The organism is Plantactinospora sp. CA-294935, assembly GCF_050936445.1.
GTDB lineage: Bacteria > Actinomycetota > Actinomycetes > Mycobacteriales > Micromonosporaceae > Plantactinospora.
Window position 1 is genome coordinate 5,591,587 of sequence record NZ_JBNJMU010000001.1, and the last position, 24,946, is coordinate 5,616,532.

The window sequence follows — 24,946 nt, forward strand, 5'->3', positions numbered from 1 at the left end:
CTCGCTCATGGTGGTGGTGCGGTGGTGCGTCGGATGACGAGGGTGGGGGAGAGCTTGATCTGGGCTGCGGGCCGGTTTCGATCGGTGATGCGGTCGAGTAAGAGGCGGGCGGCGTTGGCGCCGATCTGGTGGCCGGCCTGGTCGACGCTGGTCAGGGAGATGGGTCGGAAGGCGGCGAAGGTGGTGTTGTCGTAGCCGGCGACGGAGACGTCCTGGGGTACCCGAAGGCCGGCCTCGGCGATGGCGTCGAGGGCGCCCATGGCGACGATGTCGGCGCCGGCGAAGATGGCGGTCGGTCGTACCGGCCGGGCGAGCAGTTGCTGGGTGCCGAGGTAGCCGCCTTCCTGCGTGTAGCTGGTGGAGGCGATGTCGATTTCGTCGGCCAGGCCCCGGGCGCGCATCGCCTGCTGGTAGCCGGCGGCGCGGATGGCGTTGGGCATCTCGGCGAGGCAGTCCGGATGGGTCTCGTGGTGCTCGATGTGGGCGATCCGGGTGTGGCCGAGGTCGGCGAGGTGGTCGACGATCAGCGCGGCGCCGGCGAAGTCGTCGTCGGCGACACTGTCATACACACGTGAGCGACTGTGCCGGCCGACGACGACGGTGGGCACGGTCGCTGCGACGCGGTCGAGGTGGGCGCGCGTCGAGATCGGCGCGATGAGGATCAGGCCGTCCATGCTGCGATCGATCATGGCGTGGATGACCTTGGCCTCGGCGTCTCGGCCGTTGCAGCCCGGTCCGAGGAGGACCTGGTAGTCGGTGTGGGCGAGGTGGTCGGTGAGACCGTCGAGGATCTGGGAGAAGAACGGGTTGGTGATGTTGGGCAGCATCACGCCGATGGTGTAGGTCTGGCCGCGCATGCCCCGCGCGGCGGCGTTGGGCCGGTAGCCGAGTTCGGCGATGGCCTGGCGGACCTTTGCCTGCATCGTCGGGCTGACGCCGTAGGCGTTGCGCAGTACCTTCGAGACCGCCGTCGTGGAGACTTCGGCGTGTCGAGCGACGTCGATGATGGTGATCCGCCGGGGCGGCGCTACGGGGGTATCCATCCGGGTCCTCCCGGGCAGCCAGAGGTGGGGAACGTTGCCTCGGCAGTTTAATCGGTTCATCCCAAGGCCGACAGGCACCCCTCTTGACGTCCAACTCGTGAACTCCTAGGGTCAGGCGCAACATCTTGGAAAACGTTGCCCACTCACACTCCGTGTTATCCGTGCTGCGCGAGCCCTCGGCGTTGTGACCCGGATGAAACGTTCCAAAGAAGTGGATCCGTTAGATGACAACTACCCCGAACAGACCTAAGCGGGCACATCGCACAGGCGGCGTACCCCCGTGGTGGCTCGCGGCGCCGGCGTTGCTGCTGTTCGCCTTCGTGGTGCTGATCCCGAGCGTGCGGGGGGTGTACTACGCCTTCACGGACTGGGACGGTCTGAGCCCGGACTTCTCCTGGGTATGGTTCGCCAACTTCACCGATATGGTCGGCGACCCGAACGCCCGGCAGGCGGTCTGGCACACGCTGCTGATCGCGGTGGCGATCACGGTCATTCAGAACGGGTTCGGGTTGCTGCTCGCGCTCGGCGTCAACACGATGATCAAGTCGCGGAACGTGCTCCGGGTGCTGCTGTTCGCGCCCGCCGTGGTCACCCCGATCGTGACCGCGTACCTGTGGCGGAACCTGCTGGGACCGGACGGCGCGGTGAACAGCCTGCTCGGCGCGGTCGGCCTCGACTCGTGGCGGCAGGACTGGCTGGGCGACCCGCAACTGGCGCTGTGGTCGATCGTCGGCGTGATCGTGTGGCAGTTCGCCGGCTACTCGATGGTGATCTTCCTCGCGGGGTTGCAGTCGGTGCCGAAGGAGATCTACGAGGCCGCCGCGATCGACGGCACCGGCCCGGTGCGGCGGTTCTGGTGGGTGGTCCGGCCGCTGCTCGCACCGGCGTTCACGATCAACCTGATGCTCTCCATCATCGGCGGGATCAAGCTGTTCGACCAGGTGTACGCGCTGACCGGCGGTGGACCCGGGCACGCCACCGACACGATCTCGACGCTGATCTACAAGGAGGCGTTCACGTTCGGCGAGTTCGGCTACAGCATCGCTCTCGCGGTGATGTTGACGGTCATCGTGGCGGTCGTGTCCAGCGGGCAGTATGCCTTGCTGGCCCGCAGGGAGAGGGCGGCCTCGTGAACCGGTACCGAAGGCGTACGTTCCTGCTGGAGCTGGTGATGATCGCCGCCGCGCTGGTCGTCGCGTTCCCGCTGTACGTGCTGGTGAACCTGGCCATTCGGCCGGCGGGGGACACCTCGTCGCCGATCCGGCCGACCACCAGCCCGACGTTGGACAACTTCAGTCAGGCGTGGGTGCAGGGCGGGCTGGGCGGGGCGTTGTTGAACAGCGTGGCGGTGACGGCGGTGAGCGTCATCGTCGTGCTGGCTGTGTCGTCGTTGGCCGCGTATCCACTGGCCAGAGCGACGGCGAAGTGGTCACGAGGCATGTTCCTGCTGATCATGCTGGGGTTGCTGCTGCCGTTCCAGTTGGCCGCCCTGCCGCTGTATCAGACGATGCGCGACCTCGGTCTGCTCGGCAGCGTCTGGGCGCTGGTCCTGTTCTACTCCGGGTTGCAGGTGCCGTTCACCACCTTCCTCTACGTCGGGTTCATGCGGGCGCTGCCCCGCGACTTCGAGGACGCCGCGCTGATCGACGGGTGCCGGCCGCTGGAGGTCTTCCGGTACGTCGTCTTCCCGATGCTCAAGCCGATCACGGTCACCGCCCTGGTGCTGAACGCGATCGCGGTGTGGAACGACTTCTTCACCCCGCTGCTGTACCTCTCCGGCAGCGACCAGCAGACCGTACCGGTCGCGATCGCCGGCTTCGTCGGCCAGTACGTCGCGGACTGGAACCTCATCTTCGCCGCCCTCGTGATCAGTGTCGTGCCGATCCTGGCCGTCTACTTCGCGCTGCAACGCAGCATCATCAACGGCTTCGCCGGAGGGCTGAAGGGATGACACCGTACGGCCTCACGACCGAACAGCGACACGAACCGCTCGGCCTGGGCGAGTCCCGGCCCCGCCTGTCCTGGAAGCTCACCTCCGACCGCCGGGGAGCGGCGCAGACCGCGTACCGGATCACCGCCGCCGAACGCGCGACGGACCTGGACGACCCCGACCGCCTGCTGTGGGACAGCGGACGTCGCGACTCCACCGACTGCATCGGCGTGCCCTGGGATGGCCCTGTCCTGCGGTCCGCCACCCGCTACCGCTGGCGGGTCGAGGTCTGGGACGAGATCGGCGCCCCGGCCGGGATGGCCCAGACCTGGTTCGAGACGGGCCTGCTGCACCGCGACGACTGGACCGCCGTGTGGGTGGGCCGGGACCCACTCGCTCAGCCGCACGCCGACCCGCCCGGCGACGACGTGCAGACCGAGTCGTCGCTGGTGGCGCCGCCGCTGTACCTGCGCCACGAGTTCCACCTGGCCCGGCCGCCGGTACGCGCCCGGCTCTACGCCACCGCCCGTGGCGTCTACGAGCCGAGGCTCAACGGCGCTCGGGTCGGCGACCTGGAACTGGCGCCGGGCTGGACGGAGTACCACCACCGGCAGCAGTACCAGACCTACGACGTCACCGACCAGGTACGCGAGGGTGGCAACGTGCTCGCCGCGATCGTCGCGGACGGCTGGTGGTGCGGGTTCGTCGGCTTCGACGCCCGCCGCCCGGCGCGCCACTACGGCGACCAGCCCGCCTTCCTGGCCCAACTGGTCGTCGACTTCGCCGACGGCTCCCGGCAGGTGATCGCCACCGGCCCAGGCTGGACCGAGCGCCCCGGTGCGATCCGGGCCGCCGACCTGCTGATGGGCGAGCAGGTCGACGCCCGCCAGCACGTGCCCGGCTGGGACAGCGTCGGCGAACCCGACGGGTTTGTGCCGGCGGCGGTGCTGGACACCGCACCCGGGCCGCTGGTGGCCGAGCCGGACGAGCCGATCCGGGTCACCCAGGAGCTGTCCGCCGTGCAAGTGCGGCGGACCGGACCGGACCGGTTTATCGTCGACTTCGGCCAGAACCTCGTCGGCCGGGTCCGGCTCACCCTTCGGGACGCCGGGGCGGGGCGGCGGGTGGTGCTGCGCCACGCCGAGGTACTCGACGGCGGCGAACTCTATCTGGACAACCTGCGCCGCGCCCAGGCCACCGACGTCTACGTCATGGCCGGCGACCCGGTCGAGGTGTTCGAGCCGCGGTTCACCTTCCACGGGTTCCGCTACCTGGAGGTCGACGGCCACCCGGGCGAGCTGCACCCGGAGGACGTGACGGCCCGGGTGCTGCACAACGACATCCCGTTCACCGGCCGGTTCGAGTGCTCCGACCCGATGGTCAACCAGTTGCAGTCGAACATCACCTGGGGGCAGCGGGGCAACTTCCTGGCGGTACCGACCGATTGCCCGCAACGGGACGAGCGGCTGGGCTGGCTGGCCGACGCGCAGATCTTCGCGCCCACCGCGAGCCGCAACGCCGACGTGTCCGCGTTCTTCGCGCGCTGGCTGCGGGACGTGGTCGACGGGCAGGACACCGAGGGTGCGTTCCGGGACGTCGCCCCGGTCGTCTCCGTCACCCGTGCGGCCGCACCCGCCTGGGGCGACGCCGGCGTCATCATCCCCTGGCACCTGTGGCGCACCTACGGTGACCGCCGGGTGCTGGAGCGCAGCTTCGACGCGATGCTGGCCTGGGTCCGGTACGTGCGTAGGCACAACCCGGACCTGCGGTGGCGACACCGCACCGGCAACTCCTACGGCGACTGGCTCCAGGTCGACGCGACCACCCCCCGGGACGTGCTGGCGACCGCGTACTTCGCGCAGAGCGCGCACCTCGTCGCGCAGGCGGCGGAGGTGCTGGGCCGGCACGACGAGGCGGCCGAGCTGCGGGCCCTGCACGACGGCATCCGCGCCGCGTTCATCGACTCCTACCTGGACGAGGACGGGGTCGTCGAGGGCGGCACGCAGACCGGGTACCTGCTCGCGCTGGCGTTTGGGCTGCTGCCGGAGCGGCTGGTGCCGGCAGCGGTCGGGCACCTGGTGGCTGACATCGAGAAGCGGGACTACCGGCTCAGCACCGGGTTCGTCGGCGTGGCGCTGCTCTGCCCGGTACTGGCCGACCACGGCCGGGCCGACCTCGCCTACGCCCTGCTGCACCAGGACGAGTACCCGTCCTGGGGGTATTCGATCCGGCACGGCGCGACCACGATCTGGGAGCGCTGGGACGGCTGGACCGACCATGCCGGGTTCCAGTCGCCGGCGATGAACTCGTTCAACCACTACAGCCTCGGCAGCGTCGGCGACTGGCTCTTCGGCCGGGTCGCCGGCATCGACCAGACCGCGTCTTCGGTGGCGTACCGCGAACTGCTGCTCCGGCCGCTGCCCGGCGGCCGGCTGCGCTGGGCCCGGGCCGAGCAGGAGACCGCACGGGGGCGGGTCACCTGCGGCTGGTCCGTCGGGAAGGGCCGGATCACCGTGACCGCCACGGTGCCACCCGGCAGCACCGCACTGCTGGAGATCCCGACCGTCGACCCCGACAGCGTCCGCGAAGACGGCGCGCCCGTGGCCGGCCGGCCCGGGGTTCTCGGGGTCGAGCCGGCAGCCGTTGGGGTCGCCCTGCGGCTGGCGTCCGGCTGCTACACCGTCAGCGCCGCGGCACCCGGCGCGGCCACCTAACCGCTCCTTCCCCCCATGGGAGACACCATGAAGATACGCACACTGCCGGCCGTGGTAGCGGCCGTCACCGTGGCGAGCCTGCTCGCCGCGTGCAGCAGCGGCACCAACGCCGGCTCCGGCGGCGGCGACAGCAAGACCCTGACCCTCGCCTCGGTCGATCAGGGCTCGATCGAGGACGTCGTGAAGGCATTCGAGGCCGCCAACCCCGGCGTGAAGGTCAACTTCACCACCAGCGGCGCGGACCAGTACCAGCAGCAGATCCGTACCCAGCTGGCCTCCGGCACCGCGCCGGACGTGATGACGGTGTGGCCCGGCAACGGCAACCCCGGTGCCACGTACGTGCTGGCCAAGCCCGGCTACCTGCTGGACCTGTCCGACCAGCCGTGGGCGGCCAAGCTGCCGGACGCGGTCAGGAGCGTCGCCCAGTACGAGGGCAAGACCTACAACGCGCTCTTCGGGCTCAACGGCATCGGCGCCCTCTACAACGAGCAGGCCATGAAGAAGGCCGGGCTGCAGCCGCCGGGTACCTGGACCGATCTGCTGGCGTTCTGCAAAGCGGCCACCGGCAAGGGCACCCCCGCGTTCGCGCTCGGCATCCAGGACAACTGGGTCACCCAGTTGGTCCTGTACGCGCTGGTCGCCACTACCGTGTACTCCGCCGACCGGGACTTCGACACCAGGATGCAGGCCGGCCAGGCCACCTTCGCCAACTCGCCGTGGACGACCGCGATGGCCAAGTACCAGGAGATGAACAGCAGCGGCTGCTTCCAGCGCAACCCGCTCGGCACCAGCTACGAGGCCAGCCAGGAACTCGCCGCCACCGGCAAGACCCTCGGCATCATCCAGGGCAACTGGGTCGTCGCCCTGCTGAAGGGCAAGAACCCGGCCAGCACCTACGTCCTCAAGCCGCTGCCCGCCACCGACGACCCCGCGTCGTTCTTCATGCCCGCCGCCGCGGGCGCCGGCTACGGCGTGAACGCCAAGGCCAAGAACAAGGAACTCGCGCTGAAGTTCGTCAACTTCGTCATGTCACCGGAGGGCATGAAGGTGTTCAACGGCAAGCAGGGCAGCCTGCCCTCCCTGCCCGACAGCGGCTCCGCCGTCGATCCGGGCATCGCCGAACTGAACACCTTCATCCAGGGCAACCGGACCGTGCCGTTCATGGACCAACTGTGGCCCAACGCCAAGGTGCAGCAGACCATGCTCTCCGGCCTGCAGGAGATCTTCAGCAACCAGTCCAACCCGGACAAGGTCCTCGCCGCGATGGACGCCGACTACAAGGCCGGCAGCTAACCCCCGACGTCTCCATGCCGCACCGGCCCCGCCGGCGGCGCCACCGCCGGCGGGGGCACCCGCAGCACCGACCGGGCAACCGCACTCCGTGGCACACCCGGTTGCGGGGCCACCGCACTACCAGCACGACCGATCAGACGCAGCATTCGCCGGCGCCTGAGGGTGGCCGGCGTCAAGGGAGGGCACCAGTGTCAACAGCCAGGAATCGTCGGCGCGTGCTGGCGGGAGTAGGGGTGTGCGTGGCCCTGCTCGCGTCGCAGGCGCTCAACCCCGCCCCGGCCGCCGGGCACGGCGGCGGCCAACCCCAGGTGCAGGTGGTCAACCTCCAGGTCGACGGCCGGCACGACGCACCGCTCGGCATCGACAACCCGACGCCGACCCTCGGCTGGCAGATCGCGCAGACGCGGCGCGCCGCGAGCCATCCGTGCCACCGACCGCACTCCCGGGCGGCCTGCCCCGGCGACCGGCAGACCGCCTACCAGATCCGGGCCGCCGGCAGCGTGCGTGACCTCCAGCGCGGCCGGGTGCTCTGGGACTCCGGCAGGGTGACCTCCGACCGGCAGACCGGCATCCCGTACGCCGGACGGCCCCTCGGCTCCCGCCAGCAGGTCGTGTGGCAGGTCCGCGTCTGGGACGCCGACCGGCGGGCCTCCGACTGGAGCGGGACGTCCGGCTGGGAGATGGGTCTGCTCACGCCGGCCGACTGGGGAGCGGCGCGCTGGATCGAGTACCCCGGCCGTACCGAAGCCCAGCCGATGCCGATTTTCGCCCGCCAGTTCAGCGTCGACCACCGTCGCACGGTCGCCGGTGCCCGCCTCTACCTCTCCGGCGTGGGCCTGCACAAGCCCACCCTCAACGGACGCACGCTCACCGACGAGGTCCTCGCGCCCGGCAACTCCAACTACCAGCTCTCCAGCGAGTACCGGGCCTACGACGTCACCGAGCAGCTCCGCAGGGGCGGCAACACCCTCGGCGTCCAGCTCGGCAACGGGCCCGCGTACGTGCGCCGCAGCGTCACCAACCCGGCGGTCGGCCGGACCGCGCCGTACTCGTGGTGGCAGAGCCAGCTCAAGGGCAGCGGTGCGCTGGTCGCCGACGCCGAGACCGGCGCGACCACCGTGAAGCTGGACAGCGTCGCCAACTACCACGTGGGCGGCACCATCAACGTCGACACCGGCGAGGGCGGTGACCGGTTGGAGTCCCGGGTCATCACCGCGATCGGCACCGCCGGCCCGGACGGCACCGGCATCACCTTCACGCCGGGACTGACCAAGCCGCACACCGCCGGGGCGCTGGTGACCGGGTCGGGCAACAACATCGCGGCAAGCGACGCGAGTGCGGGTGCGGCGGTCACCCCGCGCCTGATCGCCCGGCTGGAGATCCTGTACAGCAACGGGAGCAGTGACGTCGTCGTCTCCGACCGTCGCTGGCGGGCCGCTCTCGGGCCGCTGGTCACCGACGCCTGGTACTCCGGCGCCGACTACGACGCCCGGCGCGAGCAGCCCGGGTGGGACCAGCCGGGATCCGACCTGTCGGCGACCGCGAAACGCCGTGACGGTACCGCCACCGGCTGGGTCGACGCGGGGATCGCCCCGCCACCGAACCTGGCCACCCGGCTGGTCGCCCGGGCCGCCGAACCAGTGAAGGTCGTCGAGACGTTCACCCCGGTGTCGGTGACCAACCCCGTCCCCGGCACCTGGGTCTTCGACTTCGGGCAGAACATCGTCGGCTGGCCCCAACTGCGGCTTGCGGGGGTGCCGGCCGGGACCACCGTACGGATGTCACCAGCCGAGTCCCTCGCCCCGGACGGCACGGTCGACCAGGCGTCGCTGCGCGGCGGCGGCGGGAGCCGGGGTGTCGACCTGTTCAACACGTACACCACGGCCGGGCTGCCGGGCGGGGAGACCTGGCGTCCGGACTTCACCTACTTCGGGATGCAGTGGGTCCAGGTCACCGGCCTGCCCGACGGGTACGTGCCGACCAAGGAGACGGTGACGGGTCTGCGGTTGCAGGCGGCCACGCCGGTCGCCGGTGAGGTGGTCACCTCGAACGCCCGGATCAACCGGATCAACAAGATGGCCCGCTACTCGTTCGCCGGCAACGTCATGTCGGTCTTCACCGACTGCCCGGGGCGGGAGAAGCTCTCCTACCCGGCGGACTACACGATGCCGATGGGCGCGATCCACCGCAACCACCAGCTCGCCGCGTACCTGCGCACCACCATGCACCACCTGGTCGAGGGGCAGTCCCGGGCGGACACCCCGATGTTCGGCAACGTGGCCCTCAAAACCCCGGTCTACGACTGGGGCTACAGCGGCCGCTTCGGTGACGAGATCAACTGGGGCAATGCCATCATCCTGGTACCGGCGATGCTCTACGAGCTCTACGGCGACACCCAGACCATGGTCCGCTACTACGACCACATGACCACCTTCGCCGACTACATCCAGCGGCAGAAGGTCGGTACCGGCGCCGACGCGCACATCGTCGACGCCGCCCTCGCCGACTGGGTCTCGGCCGACCAGACCTCCGGCCGGATCACCGGCACCTGGGGCTATTACGTGATGATCAGCAAGCTCGCCACAATGGCCCGGCTGACCGGGCACACCGCCGACGCCGAGAAGTACTCGACACTGGCCGACGACATCAAGGCGGCGTTCAACGCACACTTCTACAACAGCACGCTGCGCCGCTACACCACGGACGGCAACGCCGGCACCACCGGCGCCACCCAGGCCGCGCAGGCCCTCGCCCTCGACGCCGGGCTCGTCCCGGACAGTGAGCGCGGTGCCGTGCTGGACGCGCTGGTCGAACTGGTCTACGCGTTCCACCCCAGCGGCGACGGGCCGCACTTCAGCGGCGGCACCATCGGCATGGCGCCCACCGTGCGGGCGCTGGCCGCGGCGGGCCGCGACGACGTGCTGTGGGACCTGCTCCAGGAGGACGAGCAGCCCAGCTACGGCTACTTCATGGAGTCCACCACCGCCAACCCCGGCGGCATGACGACGATCGGGGAGCGGTGGAACCGTGGCGACTCGAAGAACCACATGATCCTCGCCCAGATCGAGGAATGGTTCCACAGCGGAATCGCCGGCATCCGCGAGGCAGCCGGCTCGACCGCGTACCGGAAACTGGTCTTCCAGCCGAAGGCCGTGGGTGACCTGACCTACGCCAGGGGCAGCTACCACACCCCGGCCGGCGAGGCCCGCGCCGAATGGCGCAAGAGCGCGCACTCGTTCCGGCTCACCGTCACCGTCCCCACCAACACCAGCGCCGAGGTCTGGGTACCGACCAGGGGCGGCCGAGTCGTCGGCACGCCGGACCGGGCCGACTACGTCCGCGTCGACAACGGCTACACCGTCTACCGGGTCGCCTCCGGCACCTACACCTTCACCACCCGCAACGCATAGCCCTGGCGTGGTCTGGCCCGTCCCACGGCGGGCCAGACCACGCCCTCTTCGCCGATCGGAGCAGCGTGGGCGCCGACTTCCCCGCCGACTTTCTCTGGGGTACCGCCACCTCTGCCCACCAGGTCGAGGGCGGCAACGTCAACAGCGACTGGTGGGACTTCGAACACGACCCGCGCACCGCCGCCCGGGAACCCTCCGCCGACGCCATCGACCACTACCACCGGTACGCCGACGACTTCGCCCTGCTGGCCTCCCTCGGCCACAACGCCCACCGCCTCTCCGTCGAATGGGCGCGCATCGAACCGGCGCCCGGCGAGTTCAGCCGTGCCGCCGTCGGTCACTACCGGCGGGTGCTGACCGCGCTCGCCGGCACCGGCATGACCGCGTTCGTGACCCTGCACCACTTCACGCTTCCACGCTGGTTCGCCGCCGCCGGGGGCTGGCTCGCCCCGCAGGCCGTCGAGGTGTTCGCCCGCTATTGCCGGTACGTCGCCTGCGAACTCGGCGACCTGATGCCGTACGTGTGCACCATCAACGAGCCGCAGATGGTGGCACTGCACGGCTACCTGGAGGGCTACCACCCACCCGGGATCACCAACCCCACCCTGTGGAAACGCGCCGGCCGTACCCTGCTGGCCGCACACCACAGCGCCGTCCACGCGGTCCGCGAGGCGGCACCGCAGTCCCGAGTCGGCCTCGCCGTGAACCTCCCCCTGCTCGCACCCATCCGAGACGACGACGCCAGCCACGCCTTCCACCGCCTCATGCAACACGAGATCGTCGACCTGTACCTCGACGGCCTCACCGGCCCCGACCCCGGCGACTGGCTCGGCGTGCAGTACTACCGCAAGCAGTGGGTCGACCCCGCCTCGCCCACCTTCTTCGCCGACCCACCCGACGGCTTCACCCGCACCCAGATGGGCTGGGCCACCTACCCCGACGGACTGCGACAGATGCTGCACCACGCCGCCCGAACCGGCCTACCCCTCTACGTCACCGAAAACGGCATCGCCACCGAAGACGACACCGAACGCGTCGACTACCTGCACAGCCACCTCGCCGCACTCGCCCAGGCTCGCGCCGAAGGCGTCGACGTACGCGGCTACCTGCACTGGTCCGCCTTCGACAACTTCGAGTGGAGCGAAGGCTACCGACCGAAGTTCGGCCTCGTCGCCGTCGACCACGCCAACGACCTGGCGCGGGTTCCCAAGCCCAGCGCGCACGCCTTCGCCAGGATCGCGGCCATCGGACGGCTGCCAGCAAGGATCCACGGTTGACACGCATACAGACTCCGGGGTTCGTGGCGGCCGGACCGCTCCTGGTGGTGCTTGGCGACCGGCGCGGCCGTGTGGCGTCGGCAGTGTCCGCTTCCGGTGTTGGCGGTGGCGACGACGGCGTTCGTCTGTCATCCGGTCGGCGGGGCCGGCGGTTCGGTGGGGCCGCTCGTCGGGCTGGCGCTGTACACCGTGGCGGCTTCCTGCCCGTGGTGGTGGGCGGTGGGTGGCGGGTTCGTGGTGGCGTTGACCGCTGCCGGCACGGTCGGGGCCGGCGGAGGCGGTCCGCAGCCGCAGGATTTGGTGTGGATGACCGCCACCGTGACGGCCGGCGGGATGATCGTACGGGCGGTCCGGCGTTCCCAGGCCAGCGCGGTCGAGCGTGCGGAGGCCGTGGCCCGGTCGCGGGCCGAGCAGGAGCGGCAGCGGATGGCGTACGAGGTGCACGACGTCGTCACGCACGGTCTCGCGGTGATTAACGTGCAGGCCGGGGTCGCCGCCCACGTTGCCGACCAGCGCCCCGATCAGGCCAGGGAGGCGCTGCTGGCGATCAAGGATGCCAGCCGGACAGCGCTGGCCGATCTCCGGGCCTCGGTGGCCGCGTTGAGTAGTCCGATCGGCCGACCGACGGTTGCCGGGGACCCGGAGCCGGCGGGTCTGGCCCGGCTGGGAGAGCTGGTCCGGGCCGGTGGGTCGGCCGGGTTGACCGTGGTCGTGCGAGGCGAGCAGGGTGAGCTGCCGGCGGCGGTGGACAGGGCGGCCTTCCGGATCGTCCAGGAGGCGGTGACCAATACCGTCCGGCATGCCGTACACGCCCGGCGGATCACGGTGGACCTGGGACGACGAGGAAGCGTGTTGCGGCTACGGGTACGCGACGACGGTCGGACATCCCCGGTCCCGGTCCCGGGCAACGGCCTGCGCGGCATGGCGGATCGGGCCGCCGAGTTCGGCGGCCACACAGGATCTCCGGCGCGTTTAGTCACGACCATCTTTTCGTGGGGCTGTCGGGCGCGGCGCCACCTGCGCAGAGGAAGAGTGTATGGATCGTCGGGATAGAGACGCCGTTATCCCCTCGCCCGGGCCATCGGCCACGGCGACCTGGTCACCGCTGGCGGTATCACCACCGGGCCGGACCCGTGCTCTGGCAGGCCGAGCGGTTCCTCGACGCCGCCGCCCTCACGGTACCTGGCGAAGAGCTACTCCAGTACGAGCGACGCCGTACCAGCTCAGAAGGCACTTTCGTCATTCCCGCCCGCAATGTGGATCACCACTCGTGAAACACCCGGGCTAGCCTAGCCCGGCCGTACGCACGGGTTGGTGAGCCGGTACGTGGGGCTCTCCGCGGTACGGCCGTCGCTGGCCGTCGCCCGTACCGTCCAGGTCAGCGTCGACGCGCGCAACCGTCCCACGGTCCCCCGGGCGGCGGATCCGTCCACGGTGATGGCCTGGCTGGACGTGGCGGCCCCGGCTGGCGTCCAGCGCACCTGTGCGGCCCCGATCGCGGCACTGGCGGTGGCCTGTACGACCAGGTTGTACGTGTCCTGACCACACCGGACGTGCGCGCTCGCCGTAACCGTGAACGCGATGGCCAACTGCGGCCCGGCGGTCGGCCGTGGCGCGGTTGGCCGGGGTGCCGTCGGCCGGGGTGCCGTCGGCCGGGACGCGGCCGGTTCCGGCGCGGCCGGCGACCTGGGCGGTGCGGCTGACTCGGCCGAACCGGCGGCCGGGCCGGTGCTCCCGGCCGCGGCGCCGGGCGTGCCCGGGGTGACGGACGGGCCGTCGGTGCCGACCGGGCCGGGCGTCGACGTCGGTCGGGCTACCGGACCGGCAGCGGGGGTGGTGACCGCCGGCAGCGACGGCCCGCCGGCCGGGGGACCGGACCTCTCGACCGGTACGCCGGAGGTCGCCGCCGCCTCGTCGGCGGTCGGTCGGTCAGGCCCGAACGCCCAGACTCCCACCGTGAGGACTACCAGCAGGCCGGCGGTCGCGGCCAACCGCCGTCGGCGCCGGCCACGGCTCGCCACGTCGGAGGTCGGACGGACGGGATGGGCTGCGGCTGTCGGCGCCGCCGCGCCGCTCGCCGGCCGCGCAGTCGGTCCGTCGGCCAATGCTGGGGTGGGCGCATCGCCGGACCTCGCGCTCGCCCCCTGCGCCGGTCCGGCATTCGCCCCGTTCCCGGACGCCTTGCCCGGCGCATCTAGGGGTTCCTTGCCCGGTTCGTCTCCGGATTCCTGGCTCGGCTGCTGCCCAGATCCTGCGCTCGGTTCGCGCGCTGTCGCGTCGTCCGCCGGGTTGGTGGGTCCGGCTGGCGGCGCGGCGGGAGACGGCTCGAGTCCGGCCTGGCCGCCGGTCGCGTCGTCGCTGGCCGCGTGGCCGGCTCCGTCCGGCGGGCCGGCTGGGGCATCGGTCGCGTCCGCTGAATCGTCGACCGCGTCTGCCGAACCACCGTCGGCGTCCGCCGGGGCGTCGGTCGCGCCGGTCTCGGCCGGGCTCGACCACACCGTGCCGGCGACGGCGAGGAACGCAGGCGCCGTGTACGCGGACAGCAGCGCCGCCGGGTTGAGCTGTTCGCGTCGGAGCAGACCACAACTGGCGCAGCCGTCGATGTGCCGGGAGACCCGCTTGCGCAGGGTCGGGGTGAGCCGGCCCTGCCAGCCGTCCAGCAGGTCGGCCAGCGCCGGGCAGTCCCGGGCGCCGCTGCGGGCGACGAGCAGCGCGCCGAGCGCCCGTTCGAGTTGTGACCGGGCCCGGGACAGCCGCGCGTGTGCGTGGTTGGTGGGCACTCCGAGCGCCGCGCCGATGTCGACAGCGGACAGGTCGTGCCGGATCGCCAGGTGGACCACCTCGCGGTCGCCGGGGTTGAGCGCGGCGGTCGCGAGGTGTACGAGGTCGCGCACCTGGTCGGCGTTGACGCCGGTACCCGGGTCGGCGGTGTCGGCCACCGGCTCGTCGGCCTGCTCCAGCGGCGAGGAGCGGGACCGTTCCCGCAGTTGCCGGAGGCATTCGGTGCGCACGATCGCGTAGAGCCAGGGACGCAGCCGGTCGGGGTCGCGGAGCTGGTCGATGCGCTGGCCGGCGACGAGGAACGCGTCGTGCAGCGCGTCCGCCGCCGCCTCCTGCTCACGCAGCATCGCCCGGGCGTACGTGTAGAGCCGGTCGGCGTACCGCCGGTACAGCCCTTCCAGACCGGCCCGGTCGCCTCGACGCATCGCCTCGACCAGTGTCCGGTCGTCCGGTGCCGCCGTATCCATCAGCGCTCCATCGCTCGTCGACCGGTCCAGTAGAACGAAGAAAAAACTTCCTGGGGTCTTTCTGTTGGCATGCCGACCCGCTCGGGCTCCTACCGGTGTCACCGCACCGACGAGATCGAGGAGACGCCCATGACTGTGACACGTTCCGCCCGCAATCCGGTCGCCGGCCCACGCCGGCTGTTGGCCGCCGCCGTGGTGGCGGTGCTCGCCGGTGGGCTCGTCGCCAACACCACGGTGGACGCCGCCGCGGCGACGGTACCCGGCGGCCCGGCCAGCACGACCCGCGAGGAACCGCTGGCCTTCCGGGTCGACCAGCGGCTGTCCGCGCCGCGGCTGCCGCTCGACCCGGTCGGTCGGCTCGGCACCAACCGGGAGATCGGGGTAGTGGCCGGACCAGACGGCGCGCCGGCCGGCCTGGTACTCGACGAGGTGATCGTGCGGGTGGCCGACCAGGCGGCGTTGGATGCCTTCCTGGCCCGTTGGGACGGGCAGGTGCTCGACTCGTTCGCGCCGGACGAGCAGGGTCAGGACCATCTGGTACGGGTCGACGCCAGCCTCGCCGACCCGGCGGGACTGGTCGCCGACCTGCTCGCCGCCGAGCCGGGTCAGTCCGGGGCGTACCGGGTCGGCGACGAGCGGGCCCTGCGGCTGCTCGCGCTGGCCGCGGCCGAGTGGCGGGCCGGGACCGAGCTGGTTCTCGACTGGCTGGTGGAGCCGTCCGGCATCGCCGACGGCGAGGTGTTCGAGGCTCCCGACATCGCGAAGAACGTCTTCGACTGGTCGTACATGCGTGCCGGCGGGGCGATGGACATCGGAGTCGCGCCGGCCTGGCAGCTACTCCAGTCCAAGGGCAAGCTGACCAAGCAGGTGAGGTACCTGGTGCTCGACGGCGGGTTCAAGTCCAATGCCGACTTCCCGACCAAGGTGTCGCTGCACGGGGCGGAGTGGGGCGAGCCCAACGTCAACGACTGCACCGGCGGCGCTGCCTGTCCGTGGCACGCCACCGACGTGACGCTCGCCGGGATGGGGCGGGTCGACAACGACTACGGCACCGCCGGACCGGCCGGACCGGTGGTCGAGGAACTCGTCGCCGTCCGCAACGGGATCGACTACTGGACGGTCCTGCGCCGGTTGGAGAAGGCCGCCGAGGCGACCCACCCGGACGTGGTCAACCTCAGCTTCAGCCGTCAGGTGAACATCGGCAAGGCGTGGGGCAGCCACTTCACGGACCGGCGGATGAAGCGCGTCCGGGACACCGGGGCGCTGATCGTCGCTTCCGCCGGCAACGACAGCCTGAACATCGACGCCGCCACCCTGCACGTACCGTGCGAGAGCCCCCAGGTGATCTGTGTGGGCGGCATGAACACGGACGCGACGGTGTCGGGCGGATCGAACTTCGGCACCAGCGATCTCGACACCTCGGTGGAGATCTACGGCCCGATGTGCGTCCGGACCCTCGCCGGCCCCGGCAACCCGGCGAACAACGCGACGAAGAGCACCTGCGGCACCAGCGTGGCCGCGCCGTTCGTGGCCGGCGTCGCCGCCCTGGTGCGGGCCGCCGACCCGACCCTGACCTCCGCCGAGGTCCGCGACATCCTCAACAGCACCGCCCACGTCGGCGGGCTCGGTGCCAAGGTGACCGGCAGCCAGCGCCGGGTCGACGCCCTGTCCGCCGTCGCCAAGGCGCTGGGGGTCAAGGTCGAGAAGCCCTCGGTGAGCATCACCACGCCGAAGACCAAGCAGCAGTTCGGCGTGCACCAGTCGGTGGACCTGTGGGGTACGGCGACCGACTTCCTCGGCAAGGAGATCCCGCTCACCTGGACCAGCAACCTCGACGGCAAGCTGGGCGAGGGGGCGATGACGTTCGTGCCTTCGCTCTCCGCCGGCACGCACGTCATCACGGCCAACGCCACCGACAGCCTGGGCCGCACCGGGTCGGCGGCGGTCACCGTCACGGTGCTGGACAGCCCGACCAAGGCGGCCATCGTCTCGCCGCCGGCCGGGCTGACGCTCGCCGCGGGTCAGTCGGTCAGTCTGGTCGGCACCTCCGTCGACCCCGACACCTTCAACCCGGTGCCGGACGCGGAGACGTCCTGGACCGTCCGCCGGGGCGACACGGTGGTACTCCAGAAGACCGGCCACCAGACCAGCCTGCCGGCCAACCTGGTGACCCCGGGGACGTACACCGTGACGTTCACGGCGGGCGGGCCAAGTGCGCAGCGCGTGTTCATGGTGGCGGCGGTGCCCGCCGGGCAGGCCCGGCCGACCGCCACGATCGTCCAGCCGGCGTCGGTGCTGAAGCTGACCAGCACCGGCGAACCAGAGTCGATCACGTTCGCCGGCACCGGCACCGACGCCGAGGACGGGGCGATCGCCGGGACCCGCTACCGGTGGACCGCGTACGGCAACGGCGGGGTCAAGAAGGTGCTCTGCCAGGGCAGCGCGGTGCCGACCGGTGGGCCGCTCGACAACGACGTGGTGTTGCCGAAGAGCTGCGCGAACCTCACCGCCGAGCTTGTGCTGCTGGACAGCGGAAGCACCACCACCACCTGGTCGGTGTGGCTGGAGGTCTTCGACTCGACCGGGCTGGTCGGGGTGGACTCCGTACCGGTGGAGATCCTGGCGGTTACGCCCTGACCGCAGGTTCGTCCACCACCGCACGTCCCGGCGGCACCTGGAAGATGTCCGCGTCCCCCGCCCGGGCAACCTGACCGACCGTACGGGCCCGTGGTTCCACACCACGGGCCCGGCGTCATGGTGCCGCGGGACGGCACCGATCCGGACGGTGTCGGTGCTCGGTCGGCCCCGGAACCTGAACAGTTCAGCCGACGGGTGGGTCGGTCCAGGAGGACCGGATCAGCGCCCGCTCGGTGGCGGCGAGGTGGGCGGTCGCGGCGAGCCAGGCCCAGGCGTACCGGTCCGGGTCGGGATCGGCAAGTCGGCCGAACACGTCCCGGCCACGCCGGTCGGACTCGTCGGCGAGCGCGGCGGCCACCGTGGCGGCGGTGGTGAAGCCGGCCCGGCGCAGCGGACCGGCCAGTTCGGCGCCCTCGCTGCGGGCCGCCTCGCCGACGGCACGCCGACCGCCGGAGACGGCCAGTTCCACCAGCCGGCGGACCCGCCACAGCGGGGACTCCGCAACCGCATCGACGCCGGCGGCGAGCACCGGCTGGGCCATCGCGGCAGGGTCGCGGGGCGGGAGGTGGCCGCCCTGGAGCTGGTCGTAGCCGAGGTCGGCCCGGCCGTGCCAGTCCGGCGGCAACCGCAACGTCGCGACAGCACCGGGCACCGGGCCGACCGCGAGCGGGTGCAACGTGCTGGGCCGGGCCGGGTCCAGCCGGCCGACCACCCGGATCCGCAGACCCGGCCAGGAGGCGAGCCGTCGCAGGTTGGCCACGTGGGCGAGTACCGGGTGGGGGTTGACCGGCACCAACCGGATCACCGGCCCGTCCGGCACCGGCGTACGGTCCGGCCCGGTCTCGGTGCCGGGGGCCAGTTCGCGGGCCAGCACCTGGTCACCGGCGGCACCGACCACCATCAGGTCACAGCCGGCCAGTGCCGTTCCGGCCCGGGCCGGATCCTCCGGGTCGTCGGCGGCGAGTTGGGCGGTCACCACCTCGGCGAGCGGGCGGGCGAACAGCTCCGCCAGCGGTCCGACGGACCAGTCGGTCCCGCCGAGCGGGGTGGCCCGGACCCCCTTGCCGGCGCCGAGCCGGCCGTCGGGGGAGACGGTGGTACCGGTGATCCGCAGACCGCCGCGGGCCAGCACCGCGTGGTTGACCGCGACCGCGCCCATCTCGGTGACCGCCCGGGCGCAGTCCCGTGCCCGGTCCGGGCCGCCCGGTTTCACGTCGTTGAAGGAGAGTTGGCGCCCGTCGGCCGCGATCAGGTGGGTGACTACTCCGGCGTACCCGGTCGTGCTGATCACCGGCTCCCGGCAGACGCCGTACACCTCCAGTGTGCCGTCCGGCTGGTAGGTCCGGCGGAGGATGCCGACCAGCGCTGGATCGGGGTCGCCGGCGGCGAGCCGGCCGGCCACGTACAGCAGGTCGTGCAGCACGTCGACCAGCTCGGCCAGCCGGTGACCGGCCTGTCGTTCCCGGTGGGCGCGCAGGCCGCGTACCGCCCGTAGCGTGGCGCTCTCGGCTCGGGGTAGTCCGGCCAGCCGGGCACTGTGCGCGGCGCGCAGCAGTTCGGCCTGGGGAACCGCGCCGACAGCCGGCGCGCCGGCCGCGAGCACCGCGGCGGCGGCCCGCCACAGCGCGGTGGCGGCGGCCCGTTGCGCCTTCGTCGGCGCCGTACTCCGGCCGGCGGGCGCCCGGTCCGCGCCAGCCGATCTTCCGGTGCGCCCGGACCGGCCCCTACGCCCGGTGGGCGCGCCGGTGCCGCCCGGGGTGGACGATGCGGCGGTGTGGGACGCCGGGTCGGGGTGGGCGGCCGGGTCGGCGACCGGAGAGGCGACCAGGATGGCGGTCCGGTGCAGACAGCGGGGCGCCAACAGGCAGCTACACCGTGCCTGCTCCGGGTCGGTGACCGCGCCGGTCGGTCCGGGCGTCAGCGTGACCAGGGCCTCGGGGCCGCAGTAGACCGACACGCCACCGTCGATCCGGTCGGCCGGTACCCCGGCCAGCCGTTCGATGGTGGCGTCCAGCCGCTTGTGCAGCCGGGGCGGCAGGGCCGCCACCGCCGCGGCGACGACCCTCGGCAGCACCGGCGGCAGCCGGTCGGCGTCTGTGGTGGTGGGCGTGCGTGGCGTCAACGTGATCCTCCGCGTACGCGGTCGCCCACCCAGCGGGCGAGTTCGAGCGGGCTGAGAGCGGCGACCGGCATCCCGGCCGCGACGAGTTGCTGGGCGACCGGTACCGAATAGCAGGGCACTCCGCTGTCGTTCAGCGCGGCACAGCCGAGCAGGTGTACGCCGGAACTGGCCAGCGTGCGCACCTCACCGAGCAGCCCGGCCAGCGGGTACCCCTCCTCGAAGTCGCTGACCACCGCGACGATGGTGCGGCTCGGCACGGTCACCAGTGCGCGGGCGGCGGCCAGCCCGGCGGCGATGTGCGTACCGCCGCCGACGCGTACCTCCAGCAGCAGTGACAGCGGGTCGTCGACCCGGTCGGTCAGGTCGGCCACCATGGTGGAGAAGGCGAGGAAGTGGGTGGAGAGCGTGGGCACCCCGGCCAGTACGGCGGCGGTCAACGCCGACCACACCACGGACGCCTCCATCGAGCCGGACACGTCGACCACCAGCACCAGCCGCCAGTCGGCCTCCTTGCGGACCCGGGTGTTGAAGACCGGGCGTTCCGGCACCACCACCGTCCGGCCGTCGCCGAGCCGCTGGGTGTGCGCCAGGTTCGCCCGCAGCGTCCGGGCGAGGTTGATCCGGCCGCCGGGACGGCGGGACGGGCGCGGGTTGGTCAGCCCGGTCAACGCCGGGCGTAGCTGGGTGGCCAACTGCTTGGTCAGCTCGTCGACGAGCCGCCGGACCAGTGGCCGTAGCTTGGCCAGGTGCCCCTCGGGCAGGCCACCGGCCAGCGACAGCACCGAGGTCAGCAGCTCCATCGAGGGGCGTACCGCGGCCGGGTCGAGTTCGGTGAGCACGTCGGTACGACCGTTCTCGGCTGCCCGGGCGATCACCTCCTCACGTACCGAGGTGCCGAACAGTGCCTCGAGTTCGTCGGCCCACTCGCGCGCGGTCGGAAAGGAGGCTTCCTGGCCGCCGCCGGCCGCCTGGCCGAGGTCGATGACGCCCTCGCCCTGGCCCGCCCCGTACAGCTCGTCGAGGGCCCGCGCGTAGCGGCGGGCGTCGGTCGGCAACCGGTCGGACTGACGGCCGAGCAGCAGTCGCCAGCGGTGGGTGGGGGTGAGCTGGGCGGCCGACGTGCCGTCCGAGCCGGGTTCGGCGTCGGTGCCGGCCGGGGCGTCGGTGCCGGTCGGCGTATCGAGGGCGTCGGTGCCGGTCGGCGTATCGGGGGCGTCGGTGCCGGTCGGCGTATCGGGGGTGTCGGTGCCGGTCGGCGTATCGGGGGTGTCGGTGCCGGTCGGCGCATTTGCGGAGCCGGCCGGCGCGTCGGTGGAGTCGGTGGGCGTGCCCGGGATCGGGATGTTGCGGGCGGCCAGAGCGGCCCGGCCAGCCCCGTCGGCGGCGGCCCAGCGGGCGAGCAGTTCGGGCGAGGCGGGCAGGGTCAGGTCGAGCCGGTCGGCCAGCCGATCGGAGACGGTGTGCAGCAGTCGGCCCCGGGCCGCCGGGGTGAGCACGTCGAACCCGCCACGCAGCGCCGGCAGCCGGTCCAGGAACTCGGTGTCGGTGAGCCGCTCGATCCGCTCCAGCAACGGGTCCAGCACGGCCGGGGCGGACTGCAGCAGCGGGTGCGCCGCGGTGAGCAGCCCACCGAGCAGCCCGCGCAGGTGTCGTCGGGTATCCGGTCCGGTCGCCGTATCGACCCAACCGGCCACCCGGGTGCCCAAGGTCTCCAGATCGGTCAGGTCGAGCAGCACCCGGGCGGCCAGGGCGGCGCCCTGGATCAGCGACGAACCGGTCCGGGCCAGCTGACCGAGCGCCTCGTCCAGGCGCAGCCCGATCCGATCCTCGCCGGCCCGCACCGCCAGGTCGACCAGTGCGGCGGCATCGGCCGGAACATCGCTGCCGGCCAAGCCGGGCAGCCCGCGTACCGCGGCGTCCAGCAGTACGACGGCCAGCTCGGCCGCCCGGGCCCGGCCGGCGGAGGTGGTGCCGGGCAGGTGTTCCCGGCGCAGCGCCTCCAGCAGGTCCAGTGCGGCCAGCAACTCGGGCAGGGTGCCGGTGTCCGGCAGCACCGTGGCGGCCAGTTCGAGCCGGTCGGTGACCATCTCGGGCAGGTCGCACCGGGCGGCGTCGCGCAGCCCGGTGAGCAGTTGCGCGGCGGTGGGGCCACCGTCGGCGGCCTCCCGGCGGAACCGTTCCCGCAGGGTACCGGCCGCGGCCAGCGCAGCGGTCACCCCGCGTACGCCGACCAGGTCCAGCCGGGCCGCCACGGACGGCGTCCAGGCGAGCTGCCAGCGGGTGGTCAGGGCGGCACCGTCGCCGGTGCCGGAGACCGCGATCGGCTCGCCGTAGCCGACGCCGCAGAGCTGGAGGCGTTGCAGCAGGATCTCCCGCCGCCCGTCCAGCTCGGTGCGCAGCGGGTCCAGCCGGAACTCGCGGGACTTCGGGTTGTCCGGGTCGGGCAGCCGCAACGCGCTGAGTTCCGCCTCGACCGCGGGACCGAGCCCGGACCGGGGCGTACCGGGGGCGATGCGGCCCCGCTCGGCACCGACCAGCACGGTCTCCAGCGCGGTGGCCAGCGCTCGACCGCGGCCGAGCAGCTCACCCTGGCCGAGCACGGTGGTCACCGCCTCGAGCACCTCGCCACGGCCGGGGGCGGGCAGGTTCCGCAGCCGGGCCAGGTCGTCGGCCAGCCGTACCGTCTCGGCGGCCTCGCCGGTGCCGGCGGGGTGGCCGGCCGAGCGGAGTTCCCGGCACAGGTCGGTGACCGCCCGGGCGGCGGCGGCCCGGATCCGTTCCGGATCGCCGCCGGCGCTGAAGACGGACTGCTGCCAGCGCGGGTCGCGGATCCCGGCCGGGTAGCCGGAACGGGAGTCGAGCAGGTCGAACGCGTACGGCACCAACGAGGTGATCGCGGTACCGTCGTCGCCGCCGTCGATGGCCGGCCGGGGCTGGGTCGTCACGGACCGGACCGGAGCGGACGGGGCGGCGCCGGTCCGGGTGGGCGCGGCGGCGGCCGCCGGATCGCCGCCGACCGGGCCGGGCGTCCGATCCCCGCCGTCATCCACGGTGTACTCCGGCGTGGTGCCGCCGACCGTGCCGGCGGCCCGCGTCGGGCGGTCGTCGGCGCCGACGTCGGTCGACGCGGCAGCGAGCAGCGCCGGGGCGTGGAAGGCGCCGACGACGGCGGCGACCCGCCGACCGGTCGAGCCGGCCTCGGCCAGCACCCGACGCATGTGCCGCTCGCGCGCCAGGTCCCGGGCCGGTACGCCGTCGCCGCTGGCGCTGTCGGTACGCATCGCCCAGCCGACGCCGAGGGCCGCCCGGCGGACCGCCTCGGGCGGGCAGCCCGGGGCACGCACCTCGACCACCCGGTCCCACAGGTCGTCGCCGTCCCGGCCGGTGCTGCTGGCACCCAGTGCGGCGGCGTAGCCGGACCGGCGCGGACCGGAGACCGGCGTACCGGCGCCCGGGGCGGGATCGCCACCGGCAGCCGGCTCGGACCCGGCGGTCGACTCGGACCCGGCGGTCGACTCGGACCCGGCGGTCGACTCGGACCCGGCGGTCGACTCGGAACTCGCGGCCGGCTCGGACCCGGTGGTCGGTTCGGTGCCGGTGTCGATGGCCGGGTCGGTGTCGATGGTCGGGGCGGTGGCGTCCGCGGTCCAGCCGGGGTCGGTCAGCGGCAGGTCGCAGCAGACCACCTCGACGCCGCGCTGCCGGGCCCAGCGGATCGCGGCCAGTTCCGGCGAGAAGTCGGCGAACGGGTAGAAGCCCATCGGCCCGTCCGTGCCGTGGCTGCCGACCAGGGCCAGCGGGGCCCGGGCGGCGGGGTCGGACAGATACGGCAGCCAGCGCTGGAAGTCGGCCGGCAGTTCGATGCAGACCACCTCCGCCCCGGCGGCGTCCAGCAGGGCCGGGACCGTCGCCGCGAGGGCCGGGCTGTGGTGCCGCACCCCGATCAGGTACGGCCGGACCGAATCGGCGAGCGTGTCGACGACGGCTCGCGGGTCGGCCGGCGCCGGATCGACGGTCCGGGGTGCGGCGGCCGGGGCAGCCGCACCGATGGACGAACTGGAGAGGGTCGTCACCGCAGGCTCTCCCGCAGGTCCCAGAGCCGGCGCCACATCGCCGAGCCGTCCTCGGCACGGCGGCGCACCGGGCCGTCCCAGTAGCCGAGCAGCCGGGCGTGGTCGTTCTCGTCGTCCTTGCGGACCACGCCGAGCAGGTGCCCCGGGACCAGGTCGAGCGCGTCCCCGGCGGGCAGGTACGCGGCGGCCAGTCCGAGCGACACCGCCACCTGCACGGCCTCGGCGGTCGACATCACCGTGCCGGGCCGCTCCACGTCCCAGTTCTCGCCCGACCGGCCGGAACGCAGGTCGCGGAACACGGTGACCAGCGCGTCCAGCACCGCGTCGTCCACCGTGTACGCCGCACCGGCGCGCTGCACGGCGGCGGTGGCCTGCCGGCGGACCAGGTCGGTCTCGGTCTCCGCGTCGGAGATCGGGTGGATGGTCTCGAAGTTGAACCGGCGCTTGAGTGCCGAGGACATCTCCGACACGCCCCGGTCCCGCAGGTTCGCGGTGGCGATCACGGTGAACCCGGGCATCGCGCGGATCAGGCCGTCCCCGGTGCCGACCAGCTCCGGTACGTTCATCCGCCGGTCGGACAGGACGGATACCAGCGCGTCTTGGACCTCGGGCAGGCAGCGGGTCACCTCCTCGATCCGGACCACCCGGCCGGTGCGCATCGCGGTCAGCACCGGCGAGTCGACCAGCGCCTGCGGGGTCGGGCCCTGGGCGAGCAGCAGGGCGTAGTTCCAGCCGTACCGGAAGGCGTCCTCGGTGGTGCCGGCGGTGCCCTGCACGGTCAGCGCGCTGGTGCCGCAGACCGCCGCGGCCAGCAGCTCGGAGAGCATCGACTTGGCGGTACCGGGCTCGCCCACCAGCAGCAGCCCTCGCTCACCGGCCAGGGTGATCACACACCGCTCGACCAGGCTCCGTTCACCGACGAACTTCGGCAGGATGGTCATGCTGGCCGGCAGCTCGGTGCCGTCCGGACCGGTACGCCGGTCGGCGGGCAGCTTCAACGCCTCGCCGTCGCTGCCCTGGACGAAGGTGACCACGGCGCGTGGGGTCAGCGCCCAGCCCGGTGGCCGGGCTCCGCCGTCGTACGCGGCCAGGAAGGCCAGTTCGTCGGCGTACCGCTGTTCGGCGGAAAGGACCTGGGCGGCGGTCTCCGGCACCGCGGTGGGGCGGACGTGTTCCGTCACGGTCACGGGATTCCTCGA

The 24,946-nt window shown here is 72.5% G+C and carries 13 protein-coding genes; 8 read left to right on the forward strand and 5 right to left on the reverse strand.

The window, feature by feature from the left end:
- Positions 1–5: 5 nt before the first annotated feature.
- Positions 6–1,043 (reverse strand): LacI family DNA-binding transcriptional regulator, encoded by a 1,038-nt coding sequence (locus tag ACQEVC_RS25125; RefSeq protein WP_432881815.1) that lies wholly within the window; start codon positions 1,041–1,043, stop codon positions 6–8.
- A 224-nt stretch (positions 1,044–1,267) separates the two neighbouring features.
- On the opposite strand from ACQEVC_RS25125, the gene ACQEVC_RS25130 reads away from it, so the two are divergent.
- From ACQEVC_RS25130 to ACQEVC_RS25160, 7 genes are all read left to right on the forward strand, one after another.
- Positions 1,268–2,176, forward strand: coding sequence for a carbohydrate ABC transporter permease (locus tag ACQEVC_RS25130; RefSeq protein WP_432881818.1), 909 nt, complete (start codon positions 1,268–1,270; stop codon positions 2,174–2,176).
- Positions 2,173–2,994, forward strand: coding sequence for a carbohydrate ABC transporter permease (locus tag ACQEVC_RS25135; protein ID WP_432881821.1), 822 nt, complete (start codon positions 2,173–2,175; stop codon positions 2,992–2,994). The genes ACQEVC_RS25130 and ACQEVC_RS25135 overlap by 4 nt, the downstream gene beginning before the upstream one ends.
- Entirely contained in the window at positions 2,991–5,687 is a 2,697-nt protein-coding gene (locus ACQEVC_RS25140; RefSeq protein ID WP_432881824.1) for a family 78 glycoside hydrolase catalytic domain, read from the forward strand. Before ACQEVC_RS25135 ends, ACQEVC_RS25140 begins: the two co-directional genes overlap by 4 nt.
- 27 nt (positions 5,688–5,714) lie before the next feature.
- Positions 5,715–6,980: an ABC transporter substrate-binding protein gene (locus ACQEVC_RS25145; protein ID WP_432881827.1), complete on the forward strand. Its 1,266-nt coding sequence runs from the start codon at positions 5,715–5,717 to the stop codon at positions 6,978–6,980.
- A 215-nt stretch (positions 6,981–7,195) separates the two neighbouring features.
- The gene (locus tag ACQEVC_RS25150; RefSeq protein WP_432881830.1) at positions 7,196–10,390 is read left to right on the forward strand and encodes a family 78 glycoside hydrolase catalytic domain; all 3,195 of its coding nucleotides are present in this window, start codon (positions 7,196–7,198) and stop codon (positions 10,388–10,390) included.
- Between the two features lie 65 nt (positions 10,391–10,455).
- On the forward strand, positions 10,456–11,667 hold the full coding sequence (locus ACQEVC_RS25155; RefSeq protein ID WP_432881832.1) for a glycoside hydrolase family 1 protein: 1,212 nt from the start codon (positions 10,456–10,458) through the stop codon (positions 11,665–11,667).
- Between the two features lie 105 nt (positions 11,668–11,772).
- On the forward strand, positions 11,773–12,720 hold the full coding sequence (locus tag ACQEVC_RS25160; protein ID WP_432881835.1) for a sensor histidine kinase: 948 nt from the start codon (positions 11,773–11,775) through the stop codon (positions 12,718–12,720).
- Between the two features lie 236 nt (positions 12,721–12,956).
- Here the strand turns inward: ACQEVC_RS25160 and ACQEVC_RS25165 are convergent, their stop codons facing one another.
- Positions 12,957–14,915, reverse strand: a complete 1,959-nt coding sequence (locus tag ACQEVC_RS25165; RefSeq protein WP_432881838.1) for a sigma-70 family RNA polymerase sigma factor — start codon at positions 14,913–14,915, stop codon at positions 12,957–12,959.
- A gap of 129 nt (positions 14,916–15,044) precedes the next feature.
- Here ACQEVC_RS25165 and ACQEVC_RS25170 point away from each other — a divergent pair, with 129 nt between their 5' ends.
- On the forward strand, positions 15,045–17,552 hold the full coding sequence (locus tag ACQEVC_RS25170; RefSeq protein ID WP_432881840.1) for a S8 family serine peptidase: 2,508 nt from the start codon (positions 15,045–15,047) through the stop codon (positions 17,550–17,552).
- Positions 17,553–17,736: 184 nt separating this feature from the next.
- On the opposite strand, the gene ACQEVC_RS25175 is transcribed toward ACQEVC_RS25170, so the two are convergent.
- Genes ACQEVC_RS25175 through ACQEVC_RS25185 form a run of 3 tightly spaced genes read right to left on the reverse strand, consistent with a single transcriptional unit; the run spans position 17,737 to position 24,934 of the window.
- Positions 17,737–19,674: a hypothetical protein gene (locus ACQEVC_RS25175; protein WP_432881842.1), complete on the reverse strand. Its 1,938-nt coding sequence runs from the start codon at positions 19,672–19,674 to the stop codon at positions 17,737–17,739.
- Positions 19,671–23,747, reverse strand: a complete 4,077-nt coding sequence (locus tag ACQEVC_RS25180; protein WP_432881844.1) for a DUF5682 family protein — start codon at positions 23,745–23,747, stop codon at positions 19,671–19,673. Before ACQEVC_RS25180 ends, ACQEVC_RS25175 begins: the two co-directional genes overlap by 4 nt.
- Positions 23,744–24,934 (reverse strand): ATP-binding protein, encoded by a 1,191-nt coding sequence (locus ACQEVC_RS25185; RefSeq protein WP_432881846.1) that lies wholly within the window; start codon positions 24,932–24,934, stop codon positions 23,744–23,746. Before ACQEVC_RS25185 ends, ACQEVC_RS25180 begins: the two co-directional genes overlap by 4 nt.
- Positions 24,935–24,946: the final 12 nt, after the last annotated feature.

What these genes read in the sequence shown, in the direction of transcription:
- ACQEVC_RS25125 (WP_432881815.1), bottom strand. Translation starts at nt 1,043, where the DNA reads ATGGATACCCCCGTAGCGCCGCCCCGGCGGATCACCATCATCGACGTC.
- ACQEVC_RS25130 (WP_432881818.1), top strand. Translation starts at nt 1,268, where the DNA reads ATGACAACTACCCCGAACAGACCTAAGCGGGCACATCGCACAGGCGGC.
- ACQEVC_RS25140 (WP_432881824.1), top strand. Translation starts at nt 2,991, where the DNA reads ATGACACCGTACGGCCTCACGACCGAACAGCGACACGAACCGCTCGGC.
- ACQEVC_RS25145 (WP_432881827.1), top strand. Translation starts at nt 5,715, where the DNA reads ATGAAGATACGCACACTGCCGGCCGTGGTAGCGGCCGTCACCGTGGCG.
- ACQEVC_RS25165 (WP_432881838.1), bottom strand. Translation starts at nt 14,915, where the DNA reads ATGGATACGGCGGCACCGGACGACCGGACACTGGTCGAGGCGATGCGT.
- ACQEVC_RS25170 (WP_432881840.1), top strand. Translation starts at nt 15,045, where the DNA reads ATGACTGTGACACGTTCCGCCCGCAATCCGGTCGCCGGCCCACGCCGG.